The 22,496-nt window shown below is 52.3% G+C and carries 22 protein-coding genes; 7 read left to right on the plus strand and 15 right to left on the minus strand.

The window, feature by feature from the left end:
* Positions 1-150 precede the first annotated feature (150 nt).
* Together RJP21_RS16125 and RJP21_RS16130 are read right to left on the minus strand one after the other, a co-directional pair.
* The gene (locus RJP21_RS16125) at positions 151-1,431 is read right to left on the minus strand and encodes a glycoside hydrolase family 27 protein (protein ID WP_310860165.1); all 1,281 of its coding nucleotides are present in this window, start codon (positions 1,429-1,431) and stop codon (positions 151-153) included.
* A 144-nt stretch (positions 1,432-1,575) separates the two neighbouring features.
* A complete protein-coding gene (locus RJP21_RS16130) occupies positions 1,576-2,460 on the minus strand; it encodes a helix-turn-helix domain-containing protein (RefSeq protein WP_310860166.1) in 885 nt (294 codons plus the stop codon).
* Between the two features lie 316 nt (positions 2,461-2,776).
* Between RJP21_RS16130 and ybaK the strand changes: the two genes are divergently transcribed.
* A complete protein-coding gene (ybaK, locus tag RJP21_RS16135; RefSeq protein ID WP_310860167.1) occupies positions 2,777-3,253 on the plus strand; it encodes a Cys-tRNA(Pro) deacylase in 477 nt (158 codons plus the stop codon).
* Between the two features lie 73 nt (positions 3,254-3,326).
* Here ybaK and RJP21_RS16140 read toward each other — a convergent pair whose 3' ends face one another.
* Positions 3,327-3,512 (minus strand): DUF2524 domain-containing protein, encoded by a 186-nt coding sequence (locus RJP21_RS16140; RefSeq protein ID WP_310860168.1) that lies wholly within the window; start codon positions 3,510-3,512, stop codon positions 3,327-3,329.
* A gap of 162 nt (positions 3,513-3,674) precedes the next feature.
* Positions 3,675-4,127: a MarR family winged helix-turn-helix transcriptional regulator gene (locus RJP21_RS16145; RefSeq protein WP_310860169.1), complete on the minus strand. Its 453-nt coding sequence runs from the start codon at positions 4,125-4,127 to the stop codon at positions 3,675-3,677.
* 163 nt (positions 4,128-4,290) lie between these two features.
* Between RJP21_RS16145 and RJP21_RS16150 the strand changes: the two genes are divergently transcribed.
* From RJP21_RS16150 to RJP21_RS16170, 5 genes are all read left to right on the plus strand, one after another.
* Positions 4,291-4,779: a glutathione peroxidase gene (locus RJP21_RS16150; protein ID WP_310860170.1), complete on the plus strand. Its 489-nt coding sequence runs from the start codon at positions 4,291-4,293 to the stop codon at positions 4,777-4,779.
* A 323-nt stretch (positions 4,780-5,102) separates the two neighbouring features.
* Entirely contained in the window at positions 5,103-5,579 is a 477-nt protein-coding gene (locus tag RJP21_RS16155; RefSeq protein WP_310860171.1) for a DUF2975 domain-containing protein, read from the plus strand.
* Positions 5,580-5,588: 9 nt separating this feature from the next.
* Positions 5,589-5,795: a helix-turn-helix domain-containing protein gene (locus RJP21_RS16160; protein WP_310860172.1), complete on the plus strand. Its 207-nt coding sequence runs from the start codon at positions 5,589-5,591 to the stop codon at positions 5,793-5,795.
* A gap of 35 nt (positions 5,796-5,830) precedes the next feature.
* Positions 5,831-6,367 carry a hypothetical protein gene (locus RJP21_RS16165; protein WP_310860173.1) on the plus strand — a complete coding sequence of 179 codons (537 nt, stop codon included), beginning with the start codon at positions 5,831-5,833 and terminating at the stop codon, positions 6,365-6,367.
* Positions 6,368-6,639: 272 nt separating this feature from the next.
* Positions 6,640-7,191 carry a GrpB family protein gene (locus tag RJP21_RS16170; protein WP_310860174.1) on the plus strand — a complete coding sequence of 184 codons (552 nt, stop codon included), beginning with the start codon at positions 6,640-6,642 and terminating at the stop codon, positions 7,189-7,191.
* 213 nt (positions 7,192-7,404) lie between these two features.
* On the opposite strand, the gene RJP21_RS16175 is transcribed toward RJP21_RS16170, so the two are convergent.
* From RJP21_RS16175 to RJP21_RS16195, 5 genes are all read right to left on the minus strand, one after another.
* Positions 7,405-8,184, minus strand: coding sequence for an alpha/beta hydrolase (locus tag RJP21_RS16175; RefSeq protein WP_310860175.1), 780 nt, complete (start codon positions 8,182-8,184; stop codon positions 7,405-7,407).
* 55 nt (positions 8,185-8,239) lie between these two features.
* Entirely contained in the window at positions 8,240-9,979 is a 1,740-nt protein-coding gene (locus RJP21_RS16180) for an SGNH/GDSL hydrolase family protein (RefSeq protein ID WP_310860176.1), read from the minus strand.
* Between the two features lie 27 nt (positions 9,980-10,006).
* Positions 10,007-11,029 carry an endo-1,4-beta-xylanase gene (locus RJP21_RS16185; RefSeq protein ID WP_310860177.1) on the minus strand — a complete coding sequence of 341 codons (1,023 nt, stop codon included), beginning with the start codon at positions 11,027-11,029 and terminating at the stop codon, positions 10,007-10,009.
* A 184-nt stretch (positions 11,030-11,213) separates the two neighbouring features.
* Positions 11,214-12,749 carry a glycoside hydrolase family 43 protein gene (locus RJP21_RS16190; RefSeq protein WP_310860178.1) on the minus strand — a complete coding sequence of 512 codons (1,536 nt, stop codon included), beginning with the start codon at positions 12,747-12,749 and terminating at the stop codon, positions 11,214-11,216.
* A gap of 17 nt (positions 12,750-12,766) precedes the next feature.
* Positions 12,767-14,587: a family 43 glycosylhydrolase gene (locus tag RJP21_RS16195; protein ID WP_310860179.1), complete on the minus strand. Its 1,821-nt coding sequence runs from the start codon at positions 14,585-14,587 to the stop codon at positions 12,767-12,769.
* A 171-nt stretch (positions 14,588-14,758) separates the two neighbouring features.
* Here RJP21_RS16195 and RJP21_RS16200 point away from each other — a divergent pair, with 171 nt between their 5' ends.
* Entirely contained in the window at positions 14,759-15,001 is a 243-nt protein-coding gene (locus RJP21_RS16200; protein WP_310860180.1) for a hypothetical protein, read from the plus strand.
* A 91-nt stretch (positions 15,002-15,092) separates the two neighbouring features.
* Here RJP21_RS16200 and RJP21_RS16205 read toward each other — a convergent pair whose 3' ends face one another.
* From RJP21_RS16205 to RJP21_RS16230, 6 genes are read right to left on the minus strand one after another with little or no spacing between them, the layout of a single operon-like run.
* On the minus strand, positions 15,093-16,040 hold the full coding sequence (locus RJP21_RS16205; protein WP_160037899.1) for a carbohydrate ABC transporter permease: 948 nt from the start codon (positions 16,038-16,040) through the stop codon (positions 15,093-15,095).
* A 17-nt stretch (positions 16,041-16,057) separates the two neighbouring features.
* Positions 16,058-16,966, minus strand: coding sequence for a carbohydrate ABC transporter permease (locus RJP21_RS16210; protein ID WP_310860181.1), 909 nt, complete (start codon positions 16,964-16,966; stop codon positions 16,058-16,060).
* Positions 16,963-19,515: a DUF5696 domain-containing protein gene (locus tag RJP21_RS16215; RefSeq protein ID WP_310860182.1), complete on the minus strand. Its 2,553-nt coding sequence runs from the start codon at positions 19,513-19,515 to the stop codon at positions 16,963-16,965. The genes RJP21_RS16210 and RJP21_RS16215 overlap by 4 nt, the downstream gene beginning before the upstream one ends.
* 17 nt (positions 19,516-19,532) lie before the next feature.
* Complete coding sequence (locus RJP21_RS16220) at positions 19,533-20,159, minus strand: Yip1 family protein (RefSeq protein ID WP_310860183.1); 627 nt, start codon at positions 20,157-20,159, stop codon at positions 19,533-19,535.
* On the minus strand, positions 20,149-21,612 hold the full coding sequence (locus tag RJP21_RS16225) for a hypothetical protein (RefSeq protein WP_310860184.1): 1,464 nt from the start codon (positions 21,610-21,612) through the stop codon (positions 20,149-20,151). The genes RJP21_RS16220 and RJP21_RS16225 overlap by 11 nt, the downstream gene beginning before the upstream one ends.
* A 15-nt stretch (positions 21,613-21,627) precedes the next feature.
* The gene (locus RJP21_RS16230; protein WP_397386229.1) at positions 21,628-22,491 is read right to left on the minus strand and encodes a carbohydrate ABC transporter permease; all 864 of its coding nucleotides are present in this window, start codon (positions 22,489-22,491) and stop codon (positions 21,628-21,630) included.
* Positions 22,492-22,496 lie beyond the last annotated feature (5 nt).

Here is a 22,496-nt window from a genome sequence, read left to right on the forward strand (position 1 = left end):
TTTTGAGTACATTGTATTTTATGGGTCAAGAAGGCTTTGGTAAGGGCGAATAGGAAAAAATTCAACTTCGCTTATCCTATTCATCTTTCTCGAAAGCGAGCTTTATGGATTAAAAAGCCATCCCCGGCATCCCAAAAGTTTCGCAAAGCTTTATTGCGGTGTTAATTTAAACAGGGCGGCTCCATGCGGAGCAATCGTCGATGCCAACGTTCCTCTCCGCGCTCCATGTTCCTCTCCGGTCCACAGGTTTTTCGCGAATGCCTCCCCGGCGATCCCTAACTCGGAAAGCGATACAGAGACTTCCGCAGCCGTCTCGCCGGTATTGAACAATGCCGCGTAACGCTCTCCGTCAGGTCCTTCGGCCGCCCAGACGATGCTGCCGCCTGCGCGGCTGACTTGCCGGGCGCCGAAGCCGTGTTGGTGCATATGCAGCACGTCCCGGTTCGTCAGCAGCGACAACGTCCATTCATCGTTGTCGCGCATCTCTCCCCCGAACATGAGCGGCGAGCGGAAGATCGTCCACAACGTCATCATCGTGAGCTGCTCGTCGCGCGTAAAGTTCGTCATCCGGTCGGGATGGCTTGCCCGAACGCCGATCCGCCCGAGCGGCAGCATGTCGCAATCCGGCCAACAGCCGGGTTTTGGCCGGCCCTGCCATGTTTCGCAGCGGTCGAACATGTCCAAAAGAAGCGGCCAACGATCCCAGAAGTCATCGGTCATCCGCCACATATTCGCATTCGCTTCAAAAAAGTCGGCATGCTCCACGGGAGCCGGTCCCGGCGACAGGCTCAGCACCATCGGACGGCCGGCATGGTCGATCGCCTTGCGGATCAGCTCGATTTCCGCAAGATGCGGCCCGCCGTGCAGCCATGAAGCGGCAATGTCGTCGACCTTGATGTAATCGACGCCCCAGCCGGCGTACAATTCGAACAGCGAATTGTAGTATTCCTGTGCGCCTTCCTTGGAAGCATCGACGCCGTACATGTCGGTGTTCCAACCGCAAAAAGAGCAGGTATGGGCGATGTCCCGGGCGGTCGCATCCGTTCCTTTGATCGGTGTATTGTCATGTACCGCCTGCCGCGGAATGCCGCGCATGATATGGATCCCGAACTTCAAACCAAGGCCGTGCACGTACTCCGCCAGCGGTTTGAACCCCCGGCCGCCTGCCGCGGACGGAAAACGGTTGACCGCGGGCATAAGCCGCGAGTAACCGTCGGTTTCAAGCCGGACGAACGGCCTGTACACGTCCGAGTCGGCCCCCGGTTCATACCATTGAATGTCGACGACGACGTACTCCCATCCATAATCCTTCAAATGCTGCGCCATGTATTCGGCGTTGCCGCGAACCTCTTCCTCCGTTACGGCGGCGCCGTAACAATCCCAGCTGTTCCATCCCATCGGGGGTGTTGGTGCAAAGGCATGATGCTGCATGTCGTTCCTCCTGATTCATGAATAGATTGCGCATCCTTCAGTGGATGCCGCTTATCGTTCTACGCCCCTATATTACGGGTTGGAGGAATGGCGTTTCTATAGTAATCTTTCGGAGACCATAGCAAAATATTGCGGTTTGGCGGTCTAATCGAAAAACATCCGGCTGAACGTCAGCTGCCCCTCTTCGGACCGGAAGCTCCCGGGCGTTCGGCCGGTCATGTTGCGGAACACTTTGATGAAGTAGCTGCCGCCGGAAAAACCGACCTGTTCGGCAATCCGTTCGACGCTCAGGTCGGTCTGGCGGAGAAGCCGCATCGCCTGATCGATGCGGACGCGGTTCAAATATTTGCTCGGCGTTTCGCCGACCGCCGCGGCGAATGCCCGCAGCAGATGGTATTTGGATAAGCCGAGACGCTCGGACAGCTGTTCCAGGCTGATCATGCTGCTGTAGTTGGCGTCCATGAATTCGGCCGCCCGCCGCACCTTTTCGGGCCAACGTTGGCGATCGCCCTGCGGCGCCGCCGAAAACCGGCACAGCTCCGACACGAATTGATATACCCAGGAAGAGGCGGTATACGGATCCGTGATCTTTCCGTCCTTTGCCTGATCCCAAATTTCACGCAAGAGGCGGACGGGCCGGCTTCCGGGCGGCAAATAAGGCGCCTCTCCCAGACGCGATTTCGCTTCCTCCCAATTCGGCAAAATGAGCGTTGGCCGCATCAGGATGAACATAAACGACCAACGGGATCCGTCCTCCGGGAAATAATACCGATGATCCCCCGGAATGTCGGCCATAAACGCCCGGCCCGATGCCATCCGGTAGGTTTCCGCGCCCGATTCGAATATCCCTTCGCCTTCAATGGTATATTGAAACAACAGCAGCGGACCGTCCTTCCGCGCGTGCCCGTCCCATCGGTATGCCGGGCTCAGGACCACGTCCCGCCCGACCGCAAACAGGTTGCACATGGACAAGCGTTCAGGGGGCGCAAAACGAAAGCCGAAGGTACCTGTGTCGATGATGGATGCCATGCGGGCCCTCCTTTCAGGTTCTTTTTTATGATAAAACGCCGTCCCAGGTCATTCCATGTATTGCAAAAAACAAACCCTGCCGCTAACGGCTTCCGAACAGTCGGAAATCTCTACATCAGGTTACGATGAACCGCGTTATGCGTCAACCAGATGAGGCAGCGGCTGTGCCCCGTTTTTCAAGCAGACGACTTCCGCATAATCGCTCTACACCGCAGACGTCTGCCAAAAACCGCCGTTAAACCGATTGACCTTGCGTTCATCTTTCCTTAGTCTAATAAGACAAGCTGCTTTACGGTTTATGAAGGGAGTAAAAGAAATGTCCAAAGCAAAAACGAATGCCATGAGAATTCTGGACCAACATAAGATTCCGTACGAAGTCATCGTATATGAGACCCAAGACAACAAAATCGATGGGGTTTCCGTTGCCGGGAAAATAGGAAAGGACCCGAAAATGGTATATAAAACGTTAGTCCTGCATGGGGAGAAAGACCGAATCTATGTTTTTGTCATTCCTGTCGAAGCCGAGCTGAATTTGAAAAAAGCAGCCAAAGCGGCCGAAGAGAAAAAGGTCGAGCTGCTGCCCGTCGGCGACATTCAAAAATGGACGGGTTACATTCGCGGCGGATGCTCACCGGTGGGCATGAAAAAAAAGTATCCGACGTTTATCGACCGCAGCGCGTCCGAACTTGAACGATTGGTTGTCAGCGGAGGGAAAATAGGCATGCAAATCGAGCTGGGCGTAGAGGCGTTAAAAGAAGTAACGGGCGCCCGCTTTGAAGAGGTGATCCATTAGGCTGCGGATGAGGAAAAAAAGAACACCCGTTGTTCCTGCTCCAAAGGTGCGCCGGATAACGGGTGTTTTCGCTTCATTCGTGGTTAATATCGCATTTGTTCATAATAAACGCGATCTGATTTTCGAGTCGGTTGATTTGTTCCTGCGTTACTTGATCTTCCCTGCCCAGACCGCGGAGCGAGGCGAGTTCCTGCTTGAGCCGATGCAAGTCATCTCCCGCACGCGCGCAATCATAGCTGCTTTCGAGATTGTCCAGCATATGCTTTCCCTCCATTCTGACTTGGGTGTACTTCCCTATTATGGAGAATTGGGCCGAGTTTATTCAGACGGAAGCATGGCTTGGTTAGCGATAGGCAGTGTCTCGACGTTCAATTTAAGACAGGGAATCCCCGGAATCGTCGGGGTTTTTAGAAGCGTCGATCTATTCCTGTTTTTCGGGAAGCTCGCCGATCTTCTGCAGGAAAGATTGAATATGCTCATGCATGGCGGTTATGTCTTCGAGTTGAATGTTAGTCCCGGCGTAAAGCTTTTTCGGCACTTCGGCGGCCTGCTCCCGAAAGGCGCTTCCCTTGTCGGTCAGCTCGATGATCACGTTGCGTTCATCCACCTTGTCGCGGGTTCGCGTAATGAGCTCCATCGTTTCCAGCTTTTTCAGCAATGGGGTCAAGGTACCCGAATCCAGAAACAGCTTGGCGCCGAGCTCCTTGACGGTAACCCCGTCCCGCTCCCATAGGGAGAGCATCGTAATATACTGCGTGTAGGTCAGTCCGAGCGGGGAAAGCAGCGGGCGGTACAGCTTCATGATCTCGCGGGAGCAGGTATAAAAAGCAAAACAAAGCTGGTTTTCGAGCTTCATATATTCGTTAGGCTGCATATTTCTCACCTGCCATTTAATTGTATGCAATTTATTTATGCGGGTAATTATAACATTAGGAACCGGGTACGTCAAAAATTTAAAGAGAAGCTTGCAATCATCATTTAAGTTGTATACAATTTAATTGTTCAAAATTTTTATTCGCTTGGGAGGAGAGTTAACCATGTCGCTTTATAATATTGAAGTTAACACGATTAAGGGAGAGCCGCAAACATTGGAGCCCTATCGCGGTCAAGTGCTGCTGATCGTCAATACGGCCACCAAATGCGGGTTCGCGCCGCAGTTCAAAGGGCTGCAGAAACTCCACGATACTTACAAGGAGCAGGGATTTGCGGTCCTCGGTTTTCCTTGCGGCCAATTTGCCAACCAGGAGCCGGGGACCGACGAAGAGGTCGCTCAAGCATGCGAGCTGAATTTTGGGGTCAACTTCCCTTTGTTCGCTAAAATAGACGTCAACGGCCAAAACGCGCATCCGCTGTTCCGTCATCTGACCAAAGAAGCGCCGGGCCTGCTGGGTTCCAAAGCGATCAAGTGGAACTTTACGAAGTTTCTGGTCGACCGCAGCGGAAAGGTCGTAAAACGGTTCGCACCGACGGAAGAGCCGGAAAAAATCGAACGGCATATTATCGAGCTGTTGCGTGCGGAAGGCTAATCCATTCATCCACCCGAATAATTCGTCTGGCAACTAATCATTGCAATTCATCCTGTAACATGTTTCGAATATAGGCATTGGCATAGAGAGCGCTAATAACGCTCTTTTTTGCTTGCCTGAAAACCAATCAGCGATCCTCGCCGCTCCTTAACCCGGCATCCGCTTTCCAATTGCGCCGGTACGAAACTTCGAATCATCACTTTAATCCCCTGAATATCCGGAATAGAAAACAATAAAAATATCATATAAAATGATAAATATTTGTTGTAAAACGATAAATCATCCTTATAATAAAACATAAATGATGAACAACGAGGTGCTTTATGAGACTAAGATCAACACTCTTTTTAAAGGTGGCTGTTTGGATCATTGGGATCACCGTTTTTGCCATGTGCGTATTTTGGTTTCCTAGCTTAGCCAGAGATGCAGCAAAGTTCAATCCGGAAATCGCCTACTTGCGATATCCCGTTCTTATAGGCTTGTACATGACAACCTTACCTTTTTATTTTGCTCTATACCAGGCTCTAACACTTTTGAATAATATCGAAAAAGGAAATGCATTTTCAAAATTAGCGGTTATATCGTTAGGACATATCAAAAACTGTGCGCTGATCATCATCGTGTTATATGTCATTGGGATGTTTTTGTTAGCCGTACAAAACGCTTTGCATCCCGGACTAGCCATCATTGGCGGCGTCATCATTTTTGCAGCCACGGTAATTTCACTTTTTGCTGCGGTGCTTCAGGAACTGTTAAGAAGTGCTCTTAATTTAAAAACTGAAAATGAATTGACAATCTGAGGTGCTAAAATGGCAATCATCGTTAATATTGATGTGATGTTAGCTAAAAGGAAAATGAGCGTAACGGAACTTTCGGAGAGGGTCGGAATCACCATGGCCAATCTTTCCATACTCAAAAACGGCAAGGCAAAAGCCGTTAAGTTTTCAACCTTGGAGGCCATATGCAAAGCTTTGGACTGCCAACCCGGCGATATTTTGGAATATCGGGATGCATGAAATTCATTTTTATAAAATATAGGCGGGAGGTCAATATGACGTTCATACTTTTAATCGGTCTTCTTGGAATGTTCCTTGTTATTTTATTTAAACGGCCGATAGCTAACCTGCTTGGAAACGATAATCCGTTGGTACATAGGCTTAAAAATGCCATTTGGTTTCAAAATCACTGGAAATCCGGAATATTTTTATTTGTCATGAATGCCGCTCTATTTTTTTCAACCTGTCTCATGCTGTATGTATTGACGTATTTCTTCATTCCGTTTGTTCATTTTGTTGTCATGTTTTTGGCAGTCACAGGAAGTATCATTTTATGGCTCTTCATCAATAGGGCATGGGAAGGTACGACGAAAAACCGTTTGAAGATGGGGGCTCTTGGAAGCAGTTTTTATTTGTTCATGGCCGCCCTGTTCGTCTGTTGGCTCGTGACGTTAAAACCTTCCTACCCGGGTGACGATCCTTTTATGGCGGCTATTGGATTAATGTTTGCAATCATTGTTGTTACCATTGCGTTTATTACATGTTTTGTGATGACGGGATTTTCCATAAAGAAAACTCGTTTAACTGTTTAATCTTTTTGACCAATCAAGGATATCACAATAACGTTTTGGAATGGCTATCGGTAAAGCAAATGAATACCCATATTATTCCTTATTATACAAATACCTGCAATCTACCTATCGGAAACGTGCTTGCGCTGTTCGTTGGAAAACTGGCTAATGAAGTTAATGCTTCGTCAGTCTTGAAGAAAGGAAATCATTTACAAGACAAAAATGAAGTGGTAGTATCTACGATGTTTTTTTTAAAAATGCAATCTTACGTAAAATAAGGAGAGTTAAAGCGAATGTCCGCTCCACAACATTATGCAGTCAAAGTCGTTCCATACAGTTCCGACTGGTCTACGGAATTCGAGAAAGAGAAGACGCGATTGCTTGAAATTCTGGCTCCGCACGTCGTTACCATTGAACATACCGGCAGCACTTCCATACCCGATCAGGACGCAAAACCCATCATCGATATTTCCGCTGCGGTTCATACGCTGCTTGATGAACAGATCTATGGGGACTTGCTTAGCCATTCAGGCTATCGTTATATTGACACCGGCATGACCGGGCGACACTTTTTTGTAAAAGAACACGAAGGAGCGCGTACGCATCATTTGCACATCTTCCCCCTCGAAGGATTTTACGAAAGAAATGAGCTGCTGTTTCGCGACTACCTTCGGGCCCATCCTGAATTCGTCAAGGAGTATGGTGAACTAAAACGGACGTTGGCTGAACGATATCATTCAGACCCGGACGGTTATACGCGGGCAAAAACCGGCTTTATCCAGCGTGTTGTGGACTTGGCACGGACAGAACGGGGACTTCCTCTTCAAAACGTATGGGAAGATTAGATCGTCTTTTTTACGGAGCCGGTTGATTCCGTCTTGGCCTGCTTTATAATATCCATAAAAAAGAAGGGCGAATGATTCCATCGTCCTTCAGTCAGTCGAGAAACCCTGTCCTTTTTAGAGGAACAGGGTTTCTTTTGATTCCTGGCGGCTTTCGCCAAGCTTGCAGAATATGCACTATTTTCGGATCCGTAATGGAAGTTCATTCGTCCCCGTTCAAAACGTCATGGAAAGGAGCCGGCTAAAATGATGCAGATCGTGTTTCCATACCGGCCAATCGTGACCGCCGCCCTGTTTAATGTACCAAACGTGGGGAACGCCGTGCCGCGCCAAATAGTCATGCGTCCGGGTGCTAATCGATAGGAGTCCGTCCTGGTCACCGCATGAAAGCCATAGCAGCCTTAGCCTTGCCGAGGTTTCTTTCGGATTCGGGACAAGCAGTTCAGGTGCCTTCGTGTTGGGGGCAGGGGAAAAAGCTCCGATCCATGCGAAGCGGTCAAGATGATTCAGCCCGATATTCAACGACTGACCCCCGCCCATCGATAATCCGGCAAGCGCCCGGTTCTCGCGATCTGTCAATACCGGGTAATTCGATTCCATAAAAGGAATCAAATCGTGGAGCAAATCCGATTCGAATGTCTCGAATGCCTTTACCTTTTCGGCGTCGAAAATATCCCCCGTCGCCCGATCATCCGGCATTGCGCGGCCGTTGGGCAAAACGACGATCATGGGCGCCAGCTTGTTGTCCGCATAAAGGTTATCTAAAATGATCTCCGGATGCCCGTGATTAAACCACTCCGCTTCATCCCCTCCTATGCCATGCAGAAGATAAAGCACGTTATACCTGCCGCTTTCGGAAAACCCGGGCGGGGTATAAACCATTGCTTTGCGGTGTTTCCCCACCGTCGAGGAATAATATTCAACGGTATTCATGTCCCCCCGGGTTATGTTTTCCCTGTACTGGTCGTATCCGATTGGAGCCGTTTCTATGATCATGGAATCACCCTTTCCGGTGAGTATTTTCATTTAAAATATTGCTTATTTCAGCCGGTTACGGCACATATCCGAATCCCAAGATCGTAAACCGCTTATCCTCGTTGCCTTCCGCCATCGCGATCTCTACCGTATGTTCCCTTACATCCTCTTCATCGTACAAAAGCACGGCATTGCAATGCGTCCAATTCACCTGATGCGGATCGGCGGTTCTTTTCAGCTGCCCATCCACCCAAATATTCGCGGTTCCGAAATCATGGTTTCCGGAGTCCTTAAAGACCAGAATAAGACGCCGGCTTTGGATGGTCATTTTGAAGCCGAGATTTCCGGATTCGGCCGTATGCATCCAATTATGGGGAAAAAGCGGAGTGCCGTATGAATGGTCATCCAGCTCCGCCATTTGCAGCTCGGCATCGGTCTCCTGGAAACCACCCGGATGAATCCGCGCAATGCCGTCGGAATTCATGCGATCGAGCAGACGCGTCCCAACGTATCCGTTCCCGATCAGCGGCGGCTTGTCAACCGAAAGATCCTCCCCGTCAGCAGCGGATCGGTCCGTAACTTCGAACAGCCAACCCAGACAATCGGACATGATCTTATGTCCCGCATTGGTCGGATGATAAATATCGTAAAAAAATTGCCGTTTGGAGATGACGTTGCCATCGGCTTTAGATAACCGGAACTGCTCTACTACGGCATCCTTCACGCTGACCATCGGCAATTGATAGTGCCAACCGATGGGAGCCAGCCGGTCCTGAAGATTCCAATCGTTCATAAACACGCTGAACAGCAAGATCACCGCGGGTTTATTCCCGCCGGCAAGCGCCTTGAGCACCAGGCTCTCGTAACAGCTTCCTTTTGTCTCGTCGTCGGCGTCGTTAACGGCAAACTCCACGATGACGATATCCGGCTCCACCGTGCCGTCTCTAAGGACATCCCGTTCATAGCGGACGATGCCCAGCTCCGACGGCGTGCCGCCTACTCCCGCTTTAATGAAACGGACCGAATCCCCGCCGGACGGCACGAACCATCGTTTAAAAAGTTCGTACGATCTGTAAGCGTAACAATTCGCAGAAAGCGGAACGGCTCCCGCTCCTTGGGTAATGGAACCCCCGATATAGGCGATCGTTACGGGCTCTCCTCTTTTCGCTTTTTCTATGGCCGTCTTCAACCTCTTGTTATTGCCTTTGTTCAGAAGCGATTTTTCGATCATGCGGCGGTAGGATTCGGAACCGAAATCGACCGGTGGTTCGGGGATGGGCTCGGGAACCGGATAACCGTCATGCAGGTAGAAAATGATGTTTGCCGTCGCCAGCACGCCCGCCCGTTCGAATTCGAAAGCAAATTTGCCGGGCACTTCGTCATCCGGAGACCAATCGTAATCCTCCAGTGTCAGAAGCGATTCGGAGCCGTCGGCCGGACAAGGGAACCGGAGCCGGGTACCTGATTCGTATCGGCCCGACTTGCCCCGATTGTGAATCGTAAAAAAGACGGGCGATTTCTCGTTGCCATGAGCATGGACCGAAATTCCGATGCGATGGACCATCCGGCGGAATCCGTCGAAGCTTCTCAGATTCTCAAGAATGGCCTCATCCAAGCCCCCTCCGGCATACCGGGCTTTATCGATAAGCCGTTGTCCGTCCAAATATATCTCTTGCGCAAAAGTGCCGTCGGGCCGAGCCGTTGCTTCAATCGCCGCATCATGTAAAATGTACAGCCCGTTTCGCCCGGACGCCGGGTCCTGCGGAGCCATCGGCGCCCGCGTTGCATCCGCGGCCGATGATCGAGGGTCGGTCATCGAATCGTCATCCTTTCCATGAACAGATTACAAAGACGTTTTCCTTCCGGTATTCCCTATCTTTTCTATCGTCCCTAGCACTTCCCAATAAGACGGTTTGGGCTGATGCTTCGCATCAAACAAGAAAGGCCAATTCTTCCGGCCACGTACGGGAAAATGGTCCAGCCAGGTATAATCATCGGCAGCCCCCCAAAAAGTGACGGAGGTGATGTATTCGCTGTATTCCTGAAATAACCGGAAAAATTGTCCGTAACGTTCCGCTTGAAGAGCGAGCATCTCTTCGGTCGGAGCCGTGAGGTCGGTCCGCCGGTCATCGAACGCAAACATGGAGACATCCAGCTCGGTCACATGCAGCTTCACGCCCAAACTGGCGTATCTCTCGATCGCCCGGCGGATATCATCCAGCGACGGATGATACAGGCTCCAATGCGCCTGAAGCCCGATGCCATGGATCGGCACTCCCTGTTCGAGCAATGATTTGACGAGCGAGTAGATTTTCTCGCTTTTCATCGGATCGGCCTCGTTGTAATCGTTATAGAACAGCAGCGCCTCCGGGTCGGCTTCATGGGCATACTCAAACGCCTTGGCGATGAAATCCTCGCCGATGACGTCGAGCCACTTCGAAGGCCGCAGCCGTTCGCTGCCGCTGTCGGACACCGCTTCGTTCACCACGTCCCAAGCAAAGAGTTCTCCCCGGTAACGGGATACGACCGTGTTGATATGAGATTTCATGCGGGCCAGCAGCGTCTCTCTGTCAACCTGGCTGCCGTCTTGATGTTCAAACACCCATTTCGGCGTCTGATTATGCCAGACCAGCGTATGCCCCCTGACCGCCATGCCGTTGGCTTTGGCCAGAGCCACCATACGATCTGCCGCCTCAAACGTATACCGGTCTTCCTCGGGATGCACCCTTTCGAACTTCATTTCATTTTCGGCAGTCACGCTGTTAAAATGCTCGATGAGCAAATCACGCTGGGTGTCCAACGTCGCCGGATTCACGGCGGCCCCGATCAGGAAATGCTCTTTAAATGCTTCACGCAATTTTATCATACTCATCCCCTCTTCGACGGAATATCTCAAGCAAACAAATTACGGCACACACGTTCACCCCAAAGTGTAGCTTTCGCCTCGCCGCGAGACAACCTGCCGTTAACCGTATCATCCCCCGGCAAATCATGGATCCTTTACGCCATAACTAATAACCTTCGAAATGACATTAAACAACAGGGACCGGTTAATTGAGCACACGGTATTGGAAGTCGGAAAACTCCGCCGTTCCCCCGATCTCGCGGGTTGAAAACAAAAACAGACCGATGCGGCAACCCATAAAATGGTCCAGCTTGTATATCATTTTGTGCGCAATCCCGAGCTGCTTCCAATCCGCCCCATCCCGGTAATAAAACATGCACTCGTCCGCGTTATTCACGAAATGGCCGGCCGCCTTGAGCGTGACGACGTCTCCGGAGACGGGAATACGGGCAAATTCGGTGCCGGGCTTCTCGTCTACCAAATTGCCGAATATGGAATGATCCTGCGGCTCTCTGGCCAGCATAACCAGGTAGGATCGGCCGGCTTCCCTGGTCAGGGCGATCAAGCCGTACGTACCGATCAAAAAACATAGGCCTGCATAATCGCCATCCTTCAGCCCGCTGCCGTCCAGCGTGACCGTCGCTTCGCATGCCGGCCCCATGGCGCGCTGCGTCAGCGTATTGACCGCAAACGTCAAGTTGGGGCTGATCTTTCCGGATCGGATCCGGTAGGCTCCCGGCTTGTCCGTTACGGACCACAATGCATCGTCAGGCGTATGATTCCACTGCCAAACATCCTTCAAGCGCACCTTGCCGTCTTCGTCCGGCGTATAATAAAAGTCATCGCTTCCAACCAAAGGCTGGTAGGTATAACCCGGCCTTGTGCTTGGCAGCTCGATCATTGTGGGTGCTTTCTTGGCGAATACCGGAAAACCGTTCTCGAAGCGCAGCGGAACGAGCACCGGAATCCGGCCGACGGCGCCGTGATCCTGAAACAGCACGGCCACCCATTCCCCGTCCGGCGTATCCACGATGCCTCCCTGCGCAACGCCTGAATTAAAATACCCCATGTCGTCGTTAAAGACCTCTCCGCCCGTAAACTCGCCTTCCAGGGAATCCGCCGCGAAGCAAGCCTGCGTTCGGCGTCCCGCAGCCTTCGAAATATGGATAAAGAAGGCGTAATACCTGCCGTCGATCTTATAAAAATGGGCGCCCTCGTACCCGAGATGATACGGCTCGCGTTCTTTGACGATGATGCGGTTCAGCCCGCCGGGCTTGGGCCCGGATAGATCCTCCTTCAATTCGGTCAGGTGAATTTCGGCATTGCCGTAAATCAGATACGCCCGGCCGTCATCGTCAAAAAGCAGGGAGCAGTCGTGATAAAAGCCTTCGATGTATTGCTTCGTCCATGGTCCGAACACGCTATCTGCCGTGTACAAATATGTTCGGCGGGTATCGTTCGCCACGAAGATCACGTAAAATTTCCCCTTGTGGTAACGCAGGGACGGCGCCCACATGCCCTGCCCGTAAATATGTTTGCCGTCTTCGAGCCGCTGCGCCGGCGTATTGTCCAATACGTCGTATACATAAGAAGCCACTTCCCATTGAATCAGGTCGTATGAGCGCAGGATGACGCAGCCCGGCATCATGTGCATCGTCGTGCTGACCATATAGTAGGTGTCCTCTACCCGGATCACGTCAAGATCCGGAAAATCAGCCCATATCATCGGATTCGGATACATACACTTTCTGCCCCTTCCTAGTCGCGTTTTACAATGACTTCGATCGACACCTCGGCCAAAGCCGGGTTCAAATCCCTCTCTTCCGTTAAATCAAGCACCGGATATCCGTCCACGCCGAAATGAACGCGGCGGATTCCGGAGCCTCTTGGCCCCTCTACTCCCGATCTGGCGTGGTAGACGTTCCAAGTGACGCCTTCATCATCGGTCACGTAGGAATTATGGCCGGGGCCGTATTCGCCGGGAACGCTTCTCGACGTCAGCAGCGGATAGTTGCCCTTCGTCCAGCTGTCGGGATTCAGCAAATCCGCATTCGCATCGGCGGTCAGCAGGCCTACGCAATACGTCGCATCGATCGCCGCGCTTGAGAAGGTTAGAAAGATCCTGCCCTCCCGGATCAGGGCAAACGGCCCTTCATCGACAAAGGTATGGTTATTGGCCCAGCCAAAGTCCGGCCTGGTCAGCAGCACCGGATCGCTCGTCAGCCTCCACGGTTCTTTCGGATCCAATTTTGCGATATAAACCCAGGCCCCAAGATCTACGGGCACGAACTGCCGCTCCGACCAAGCCGCATAACATTCCCCGTTCACCTGGATGACCGTCATGTCCAGGGAGATCACCTTGCCCGCCTCGCATAAATCGGCGCCGTCTCTTTTGACGACGCGCCGGGGCTTCGACCAGTCCGCGGCGCAGGTAGGATCCCCTCCCTCGCGGAGCTTCATCACGTGACACTCTTCATAGAAAAACTCGCCGGTCGTTGCCGCATGAAAAATGTACAGCTCGCCCCCGATGATATGGAGCTCGGGAGCCCACAACAGCCCTTTAATGTGATCATAGGTTTGCGTATCCAGGATTAAGGACTCGCTGGCCTGAATCAGACCGGATATCGTCTCCGCTTCCCTGATATATAAGGTTTGATTGCCGTCGGCGTCGTTGGTCGCGATGAAATAATACTTGCCGTTCCACTTCGCGATGCATGGGTCCGCCCGGTTCGCCGCGACCGGAAAGGCATACTGCTCCTGACGAACCGTTCCGTTCACCCGATAAGTCCCGGCCTGATCCCAGCGAACCGCCGCCGTGTCCCAGTTCACGGACTTGGGAGCCGTGGTGCCGTCGCTATATACCGCGGTCGCTTTAAGCGTCTTCAAATCCTCGGCCGATGCAGCCGTGATGCAATCCGGAACTTCAATGGCGACATTCTCGGGAACCGTAAGCCGGCCTATGAGACCGTCCGCCGTTTCCCGCGGAACGCGGATCACGTTTCGGTGCTGCATGCCTTCGATGTCGGCCGATACGGCTACCAGCGTAAACGGCTCCGCCTTTTCCGGGACACCGGCACCGGTAAGATCGAAAAGATCCTCGACCCTATTTCGATAATGCCCCCCGTTTTCGTCGCTCCAGCGGATGACGTAGGCTCGGCTTGACTCATCATATTCGCAAGCGACATCGCGTACGTAAGCATCGCTCTGCAGATCGATCAGCCCGATTTCTTGGTACTGCAGCAAATCGTCGGAAGCAAAGAACAGCACTGCCCCTCGGCTCTCCTCATCCTGCTGGCCATCCGCCTCCGTCCGTACGGCAACGACGCCGAATTTTCCGTCGGCCATGCGGAAGAGATACGGATTTTTCAAGCTTTTGGCTCGGAGCGTCCCGTTCTCATTTTGGGTTGCCTTGGCGAACAAGACGCCTGAATTATGGTTCAAAGCTTGGAAAGGCTTGCCGTCCTCGCGATAGGCAAGATGCATGCTGAAAGCCAGCCTGGGCGCATAGATCCGATCCTCCTGCGGGATGCGCGTATAGCATAGCACCTCGATAAATTCGCTTTTCTTTTTTGGTATCATGGCACGGACCTCACCTTGAATTGATCATTTCAAATACAGATACGTAAACAGAAGCTTTCGCCATTTCTTGATTTAAATTGCGTTTACTATGAAATTATAAGATAGGACACCTCATCAAATGAATGATCTATGCTGACAGAAACTTGATCTATTCTAAGATTGGAGATTGCGATGACCACATCCTTTTACTATGTCGGATATGATGCCGCCCATCCTGGCGACTTTATTTACGACATACCGGATGGGCACGACTTTTGGCTGCTTATTCTGACGCAAACGCCGGCCGAGTTCTGGGTTCAGGGAGCGAGCTGTGCGGATACAAAAACGTCGAGCATTTCTCCAGACAGTTTCGGTGTATCGTCGTGGGCTGCACGCCTCGTGAATACCCGGCAATCGGCTCATTTGCGGCCTTGAGACGCTGCCGGCATGGCCGTAACGAAAACGCCTTTCGAATACCAGCCATTTGCAGCTTGATTCCGAAAGGCGCCCTGAATGTATCCCGCGTTTACCCGACGATGCCGGTACGCTCGATGCTTTCCACAAAGTAACGCTGCACGAACAAATAAATAATGATCAGCGGCAGGATCGCCAGCAGAATGCCGGTATCCTGAACCATGCTCATATAGAAAGGATCCTTGTTGGTCGCAACCCCGCCCTCGAGCATGATGGAGAGGTTGTGCGGCAGCGACGACAGCTGGGTGGACATCACTTTGCCCGACGTTAAATACGTTGTCGTAAAGAAACTGTCATTCCACTGCCATACGAACGAAAACAGCAGCACGGTGACGATGGCCGGAACGGCATTCGGCAGCATGATGCGCAGGAAGGTTTTGCCTACGCCCGCCCCATCGATGTAAGCCGCTTCCTCCACTTCTTTCGGAATGCCCCGGAAGAACTGCCTGAAAATAAAAATGTAGAGACCCGCCTTCAGCGAGTTTGCGGTGACCGAGGTCAGGATAAAAGGCCAGTACGAATCCAGCAGGTTTACCGACTTTCCGGTCAGCAGCGGGATCAGCCCCATGAGGCTGAAATCCTTCAAATTCATGTAGATCGGGATCAAAATGGTCGTTGGCGGAACCAGAATGGTCAGGATGACGCCTCCAAAGAGCAAATTGCTGCCTTTGAATTTAAGCCGTGCAAAGGCGTATCCCGCAAAAGCGCAGGACACGGCCGTCAGGATCGTCGTCATGGCCGATAAGGTAAACGTATTGAACAACGTATGCCAGTAGTCCATGATCGATATGGCTTTTTTGAAATTGTCGAGAGAATAATGCTCCGGGACAAAGACGACGATCGGCGAATACAAGTCGCTTTTATCCTTGATGGCCGTCGAAATCTTTTGAAGAATGGGGTACAGAATAACAAACGACAGTCCTGCCATCAAGACAAGCCGCACGACGGTCCATAACCAGCGTTTCCAGCTTTCGAGCGACAACAAACGGGCGATGATCAACGCTGCTCACGCTCCTTCTATTCTTGATAGAAAATTCTTTTGGAAATAAAAAACGTAATGATCAACAAAATGACCATGATCGCCAGGAAATAGATCCAGGCCATCGCCGAGCTGAGGCCGAAGTTGAAATTCGTGAACCCCGTTTCCCGGATCAGCGTCGTCATTTCGCTCCGGGAGAACGAGTCGATGATCGTATAAATCACGTTGACCAGGATGAGCGGGCTGACCATGGGCAGCGTGATTTTCCAGAACGCTTCGTAACCGGTCGCTCCTTCGATTTTGGATGCCTCGTAAAGCTGGGGGGAGACCGACTGGATCCCCGCCAGGAAGATCAAAATTTGCACGCCAGACTGGCTGACGATCTGGTAGATGCGATCCACGGCGCTGGTCAGGTACGCGACGACGTTTTCGCTGACGCCGGAATTGAGCATGATCCGCGTCAGCTCGCTGGTCCCCAGGCCGCTCACGGCGCCGCCGGCGTTCTGCTCGTTGATGGCTTGAACCAGGCTGGCCGTCTCCAAATTCGCGATGACTCCGGAAGCCAAAATGACCGGAAGGAAAAAGATCGATCTGGCGATGGCTCTGCCAACAAACTTCTGGTTCAGCAAAACAGCCAAAAACAGGCTGAAGATCACGATCAGCGGCACGTTGATGACCATGTTTACGATCGAGGTCGTCAACGTGCGGTTAAAGCTCGTGTTGACCGTAAGGGCTTCCACGTAATTGGAGATGCCGATGAAGCTGATACTCATGCCGTTTGCATTGGCTTCGATGGAGCTGAAGCTGTACCTTAATGAAGAGACCAACGGAATCAGGAAAAAAAGAAGGAATCCAAGCAGCCACGGCAGCAGGTAGATAAAGCCCCAGAGTGCCTTCTGTTCGGCGTACGTCCGCCGCTTCATGCCGAATTTCAGTATGGACTTCAAGATTGCACACCACCCGTCAAATAGCTCTCGGCTTTCACCGTTCGGCCGTCCGCCGTCACATCCGTGCGGTTATAGTTTACAATGACGTAAAAGCCGTTCCCGTACACGGTCTTGTACACGCCTTCGCCAAGCTTCTCGTGGCCCGTGATCGGCTCATTCCGGACGTTCTTCAGCACGTCGTTCACCTCGCGGTACATTTCGGCGGCCTGATCGATCCACTGCTTGTAATGGACGGCATACAGGTCGTTGTATTCCGTATCCTTCACTTTGTCGTTCGGTTCATGGATCCATTCGAAGTACACGCCCGCTCCGTATTCGAGGCATTTCAGGATATACTGCCGCTCATCCGTAAAGGTCGACAGGTTAAACGGACTTCCCGTGTAATCGACGTACCCGCGAATGACCATTTGGTAGAACGGGATTTCTTCGTCCTCGATCTTGAAATGGCTGCCGGACATCGGCGCGTTCGTAATATCCGACAAGAATGGAAGCGCATAAACGTTGCCGCCATCCGCCATGACCTTCGGATTCGCCTGCGAGAATCTGCCCAGCGCCTGAATCGATAGGCTCTCGGATTCGGTACGATCCAGCTGATTGTGCTTCCGGTAGTCGCTGCTCAGCTGATCGGCGAGGTCCCGTAGCGAAATGCCGCCCGGCCGGTACTCTTTCAAGCCCTTCAGCACCGATTCGGCATAGGATAAGGTCAGCCTTGGGGATACAACGTAAGATGGCTGCTTATCCCGGTCCCTTCGGTTGAGCGCCTGATCCAGCGGGTAAAGAGCGGCAGGAACGCCTCTCAACGTTCTGGCGGCATTTGCGTTCTCGTTGAATCCCTTTCCCGTATTTGCAGTCAGGACCGCAACGTCTGGATAGAAGGAAACCTCCTGTTCCCGCGTGAAGGTTATGAAGTTTTGCAAACCTTTGCTGCCGCCGACAGCCTTGTCGACCGAAACATGATCCGGAACCTCATGATCCATCCCGCCATTGAACCAGCCTGAAAATTTCAGTTTAATGTTGGATATGTTCCGGTTTTTCATCTGGTTGATGATGTCCTGCGACTGTTCGAACGTCGTTAGCGGTTCGATCGTCCGGTATGGGATGCCGGCGAAATGCTTTTCTTTGGCGATGCCGCCGACGAGCTGCAGGTAAAACGGCATATTTGCCGCTTCCGCAGCCGGCTTCGGCTTGGGCAATCCGCCGTGCTCTTCAAGATAACGCCGGTAGTACCGCGCCAGTCCATGATACGATGCTTCTTCCTTGTTCAAAAAAGCGTACCGGACCGTAAAATCCGATTTCGTCGGACGTTCCTGGAACCTGGGCAGCGTGCGTTCCTGACCGTTCGCCTGCAGCACCACATCGCCCTTGTTGACGACATTGAAACTTGGATACACATAGTTATAGCTGTTCAGCTTTCCGCTGATATCGGCATGGATCGTCGCAGCCGAGGCGCCTTCCTCGATGATGCCGAGGATCGCGCCGCTTTCGCGGATGATCCCGAACACCGGCAGACGAACCGCTTGCTCGGTCTTGGCATCCTCGATCGTCTTCATCGTCAGATCTTCCCCGTACACCGGTTGCTGGTAAGCGGGATACTGCTTCTTCCCGTTGTTGAAACGGATGAGCGCACCGGAGCCGTCCGGCACGAAGATCGCCCCCTGCTCCTTGGAACCGCCGGCTCCAAAAAAGCTGAGGAAGGATATGTTCCCGATCGGATATGCGCTCGGGTATTGAATGCCGGATGCCGGGATTTTGGCGATTAGGCTGCCGCCGTCCAGGGCGTATTCGATCGATGCCAGGAAAATCCGCGGTTCCGGCTTTTCCTGCGTGAATTGCAGCTCCTCCATGTCTTTCTTCAGGTCCTCTTCGGTATAACCCGCGTCTTCGAATGCCTTGAAGGCACGATCGAGCTGCAGCCCGTTTAATGCGCTGTCGTTCCGGACATACACTTTTTTATCCGGATCCTCTTTGTAGGCGATTTTCAACGCCCGCTGACCCGTTTTGTCCAGCTTGCCCAGCATCGCCTCGATTCGCTCGCTGCTGAGCATCATCGGCAAATCGGCGGCCGATTTCACGGCCGTTCCGAACTGGTACGTGACTTTTACCCCGTGTGGGATCGGCTCGAATTTGATCTGCTTATGCGAAACGCTGTCGGTGAACGTGTTGATTGAATTCACCTGGCCGAAATTGTTGTAATAATCGATTTTGAGCTGGGACGAAAGGATGCCTTTATTCACCCCGGACGCAAGCGGATCCTTATCGCGTTCGGGCGGGTTGCTATACCATATCTCGCCGGATTGCTTATTCAGAACGGCGATGACGCCCGTTTTCTCATCCACGAACAACCGCAGCCGTTCATTTTCGGCCACGCCTTTCATGCCGGCTGCCCGGGCATCGGTGAAGGCGGCTTTCACAGGCTGCCCTTTGGTGAATTCAACTGCAGCCGGTACATCGTTGGCACCGGTATGGACCGGGTTCGAATCGTTGCAGCCGGCCACCGCAATCCCCGCGAGCAGGACCGGGAGCCACAAGGCTTTACTGGCTTTGCGCATGGTTTCTCCTCCTTTCTTTAATTTCTCAGCATGAGTTCCTGGTAGATGACATGAACGAACGAAATCATCTGCTGGATCAGTCCGAAAAACAGCAGGCAGATAAAAGCCATGAATCCCATCGCCACGATCGTCAGCAGGATCGTCCCGATGGTCTTCGACGGCGAATATTGATGCACGGTCATGTTGCCGACGAACAAGAGATACGCCGACCAGAGAACGGCAGCGCTGTTGCAGAAGTAATAAAACGCCGTCTCCTGCAGCGATATGACATTGCTGAGCCAAATCCACGGGAAGTTGATGATCATCATCGGAACGAGGGCAAAACACGTCGACGTAAAAATTTCAACGAACTTCCCTTCTCCGTCCATGAGCGTCGTCAGCGACCAGTTGGCCACGCACCAGAACAAGACCGGGACAACGACGTACACCACTTCCATCAGGCTGTTCATATCGTCCGGGTTGGACAGGCGGACCAGAAATCCGCTGTACTGGTTGCTCAGGACATTGGTGATGATCATCAAAAACAAAATGATCAAGGAAGCGATTAGCGTGTGCCGCTTGTTTCGTTCGTATTTCAGGTCCCAATAGGCGTTAAACGGATGCACGATGAGATATAGCGGGTATTTTACGAGCTCACGATTCAATCGTAACACCTCCTTGTCTCCTCATCCGCTTCCGGAGCTTTTTGAAGAACAGGAGAGCTGCGGCAAGCACGATCAATCCGGTCATGACTGCCGGGAAATATTCTCTCATCACCTGCTTGCGGTAAAGCAGGTACGCCTTTGAATAATTGACTTGATCATAGCTTTCCTTGAAGTACTGCATCGCCCCTTTGTAGTCCCCTTTCCGAAGAAGGGCCTTGCCCACGCCGGAATAAGCAAATTCCAGGTTCGCATTCATATTGATCGCCTGCTGATAGAGATCAAACGCCTTTTCCTCATCACCCCTGTAGTAGCTCCGGACCGCTTCGTTCAACATCCGGCCGTACGCTGTTGTCTGAAACACCGTTATCTCGCCGAATGCCTTATCCAGCACAAGAAAATCGTCCCCGACCCGTTCAATCGCCGCGGGAGTGTTAAATTGGCCCATTTGGTTGCCCAAGCCGCCGAATATGTACATCAGATGTCCATCCCCGCTGTAAGTGAAGATTCTGCCCCGCTTGGAGTCGAGGACCGAATACATTTCGCTGTCGGTGACATCGATATCGATGAGCCGCGAAGGGCCGACATCGGTCGAATACCGGGTATCCCCCACCAGGCTGAGATATCCCGTCCGCCGGAGAATATCGTTGCCTTGAGCGTTCAATTTCTTGATCGGGTTGTTCGAGTAGTCTCCGCTCGTTGCGTAAATGAAGCCTTCGTCATCGATATCAAGGTTCGTGAATTCAGTAGGCGTGAACATGACCATCCGGCTCCGCTGCGCCTTTGTGGACATCTTTTTCCAAAACAGCTCCACCGGATCGACCGTCACCCGGTTGGCGCCGATGAACGAGGTGAACGCTCCGTCAGAATTGAACTCCATAAAGCCGTCAAATACGCCGATCGACATGACGTAGATCCGCTGCGCCTTGTCCACGACCACCCGAACCGGCTGGAAATCGAAATTGGCCTGCAGCAGGTCGGACTTCGGCGCTTCGAGCACTCCCGAGAGCCTTAGGTTTGAATCCAGATGAACCACCCGTTTATTGCCCGTATCGGCGATAAAAAGCTCTTTCCGATCGGTCACGAAGATCCCTTGCGGGTTATTGAACGTATCCTTTTTCCCCCCGTGATCAAAGGAATCTACCACCTTCACCTGCTTGAATTGCTCATCGAGGACGACGATGCGGTTGTTGCCGGAATCGAGCACATAGATCCGCTTGTCAGCCGTGACATGGATGTCGCTCGGGTTTTTGAAGGGACCGACGCCAAGCTGAACGCCGTTCAGCAAAGACGCGGCCTCATACGCGGCAGGAGCCGGGGTGGTATCATTCCAGAAGGAATAGTTGTAAGAAGCACTGCCTTCCGCGTGGGCTGTACTTAAGACCATACTCGAACCGATCAGGCAGCAGAGGGCAGCCAGGAAGTACGTTTTCACTTTGTTTATGCTCAGTCGCATCGTGCTCGTGTCCCCCTATTCTTTCATTCCGGAAGTCGCCATCGTCTGAAGGACGTTGCTCTGCGAAATGATAAAGAGTGTAATCGGCACGATCATCAGGATCAGCGCGACGGCAGCCCCCACGCCGGCACGGGCGATCCCCCCCGCGGTAATTTGGCCCAAGGCGTAGTGAAGCGTTTTGAGGTTCTCGCTGTAAATGAAATTGCCCCCGTCCGAGCCCCACAGCATCGGAAACTGCAAAATCATCAGCGTCAACCAAGCAGGTTTCACGTTGGGCATGACGATCGTCCAATAAATCCGGTATTCGTTCGCCCCGTCGATTTTGGCTGCTTCCAGCAGGGCGTCCGGAATTTGTTCCATGAATTGCTTCATCAGGAACAACCCCAACGAGAATGCGAGCGACGGGACGATAATCGATGCGTGCGTATTGATCCAGCCCAGCCACGACATCACCATATAGTTGGGAATCGCCGTAACATGCCCGGAAAACATCAAGGACATGACGACGATCGAGAACAGGATCTTTGACCCGGGAAAACGGTATTTCGCCAGCGGATAAGCAGCCGCGGACGACAGCAGGATATGCCCGACGGTCCCGATAATCGTAATGAAGAGCGTATTCACGATGTACCGGGACAGCGGCACCCAGGAATTTCCCATTAACGCTACCAGATCGTAAAAGTTGTCCATCGTTGGATTATTCACGAAAAAACGCGGTGGAAACAGGAAAAGTTCGTTCAGCGGTTTAAAGGCATTATTTACGGCATAGACCAACGGCAGCGCCATGAATGCGCCGAATACGGCCAGGAACGCGAACAGCATAAAGCTGACGGTAAAAGAGCGGTTCAGCCTTCGCGGCATGCGAATGGCGCCCATCATTCTCG

Origin of the sequence: Paenibacillus sp. VCA1 (genome assembly GCF_031583795.1) — a bacterium.
In the GTDB taxonomy this organism is placed as follows: Bacteria; Bacillota; Bacilli; order Paenibacillales; family Paenibacillaceae; genus Paenibacillus_AQ; species Paenibacillus_AQ albilobatus.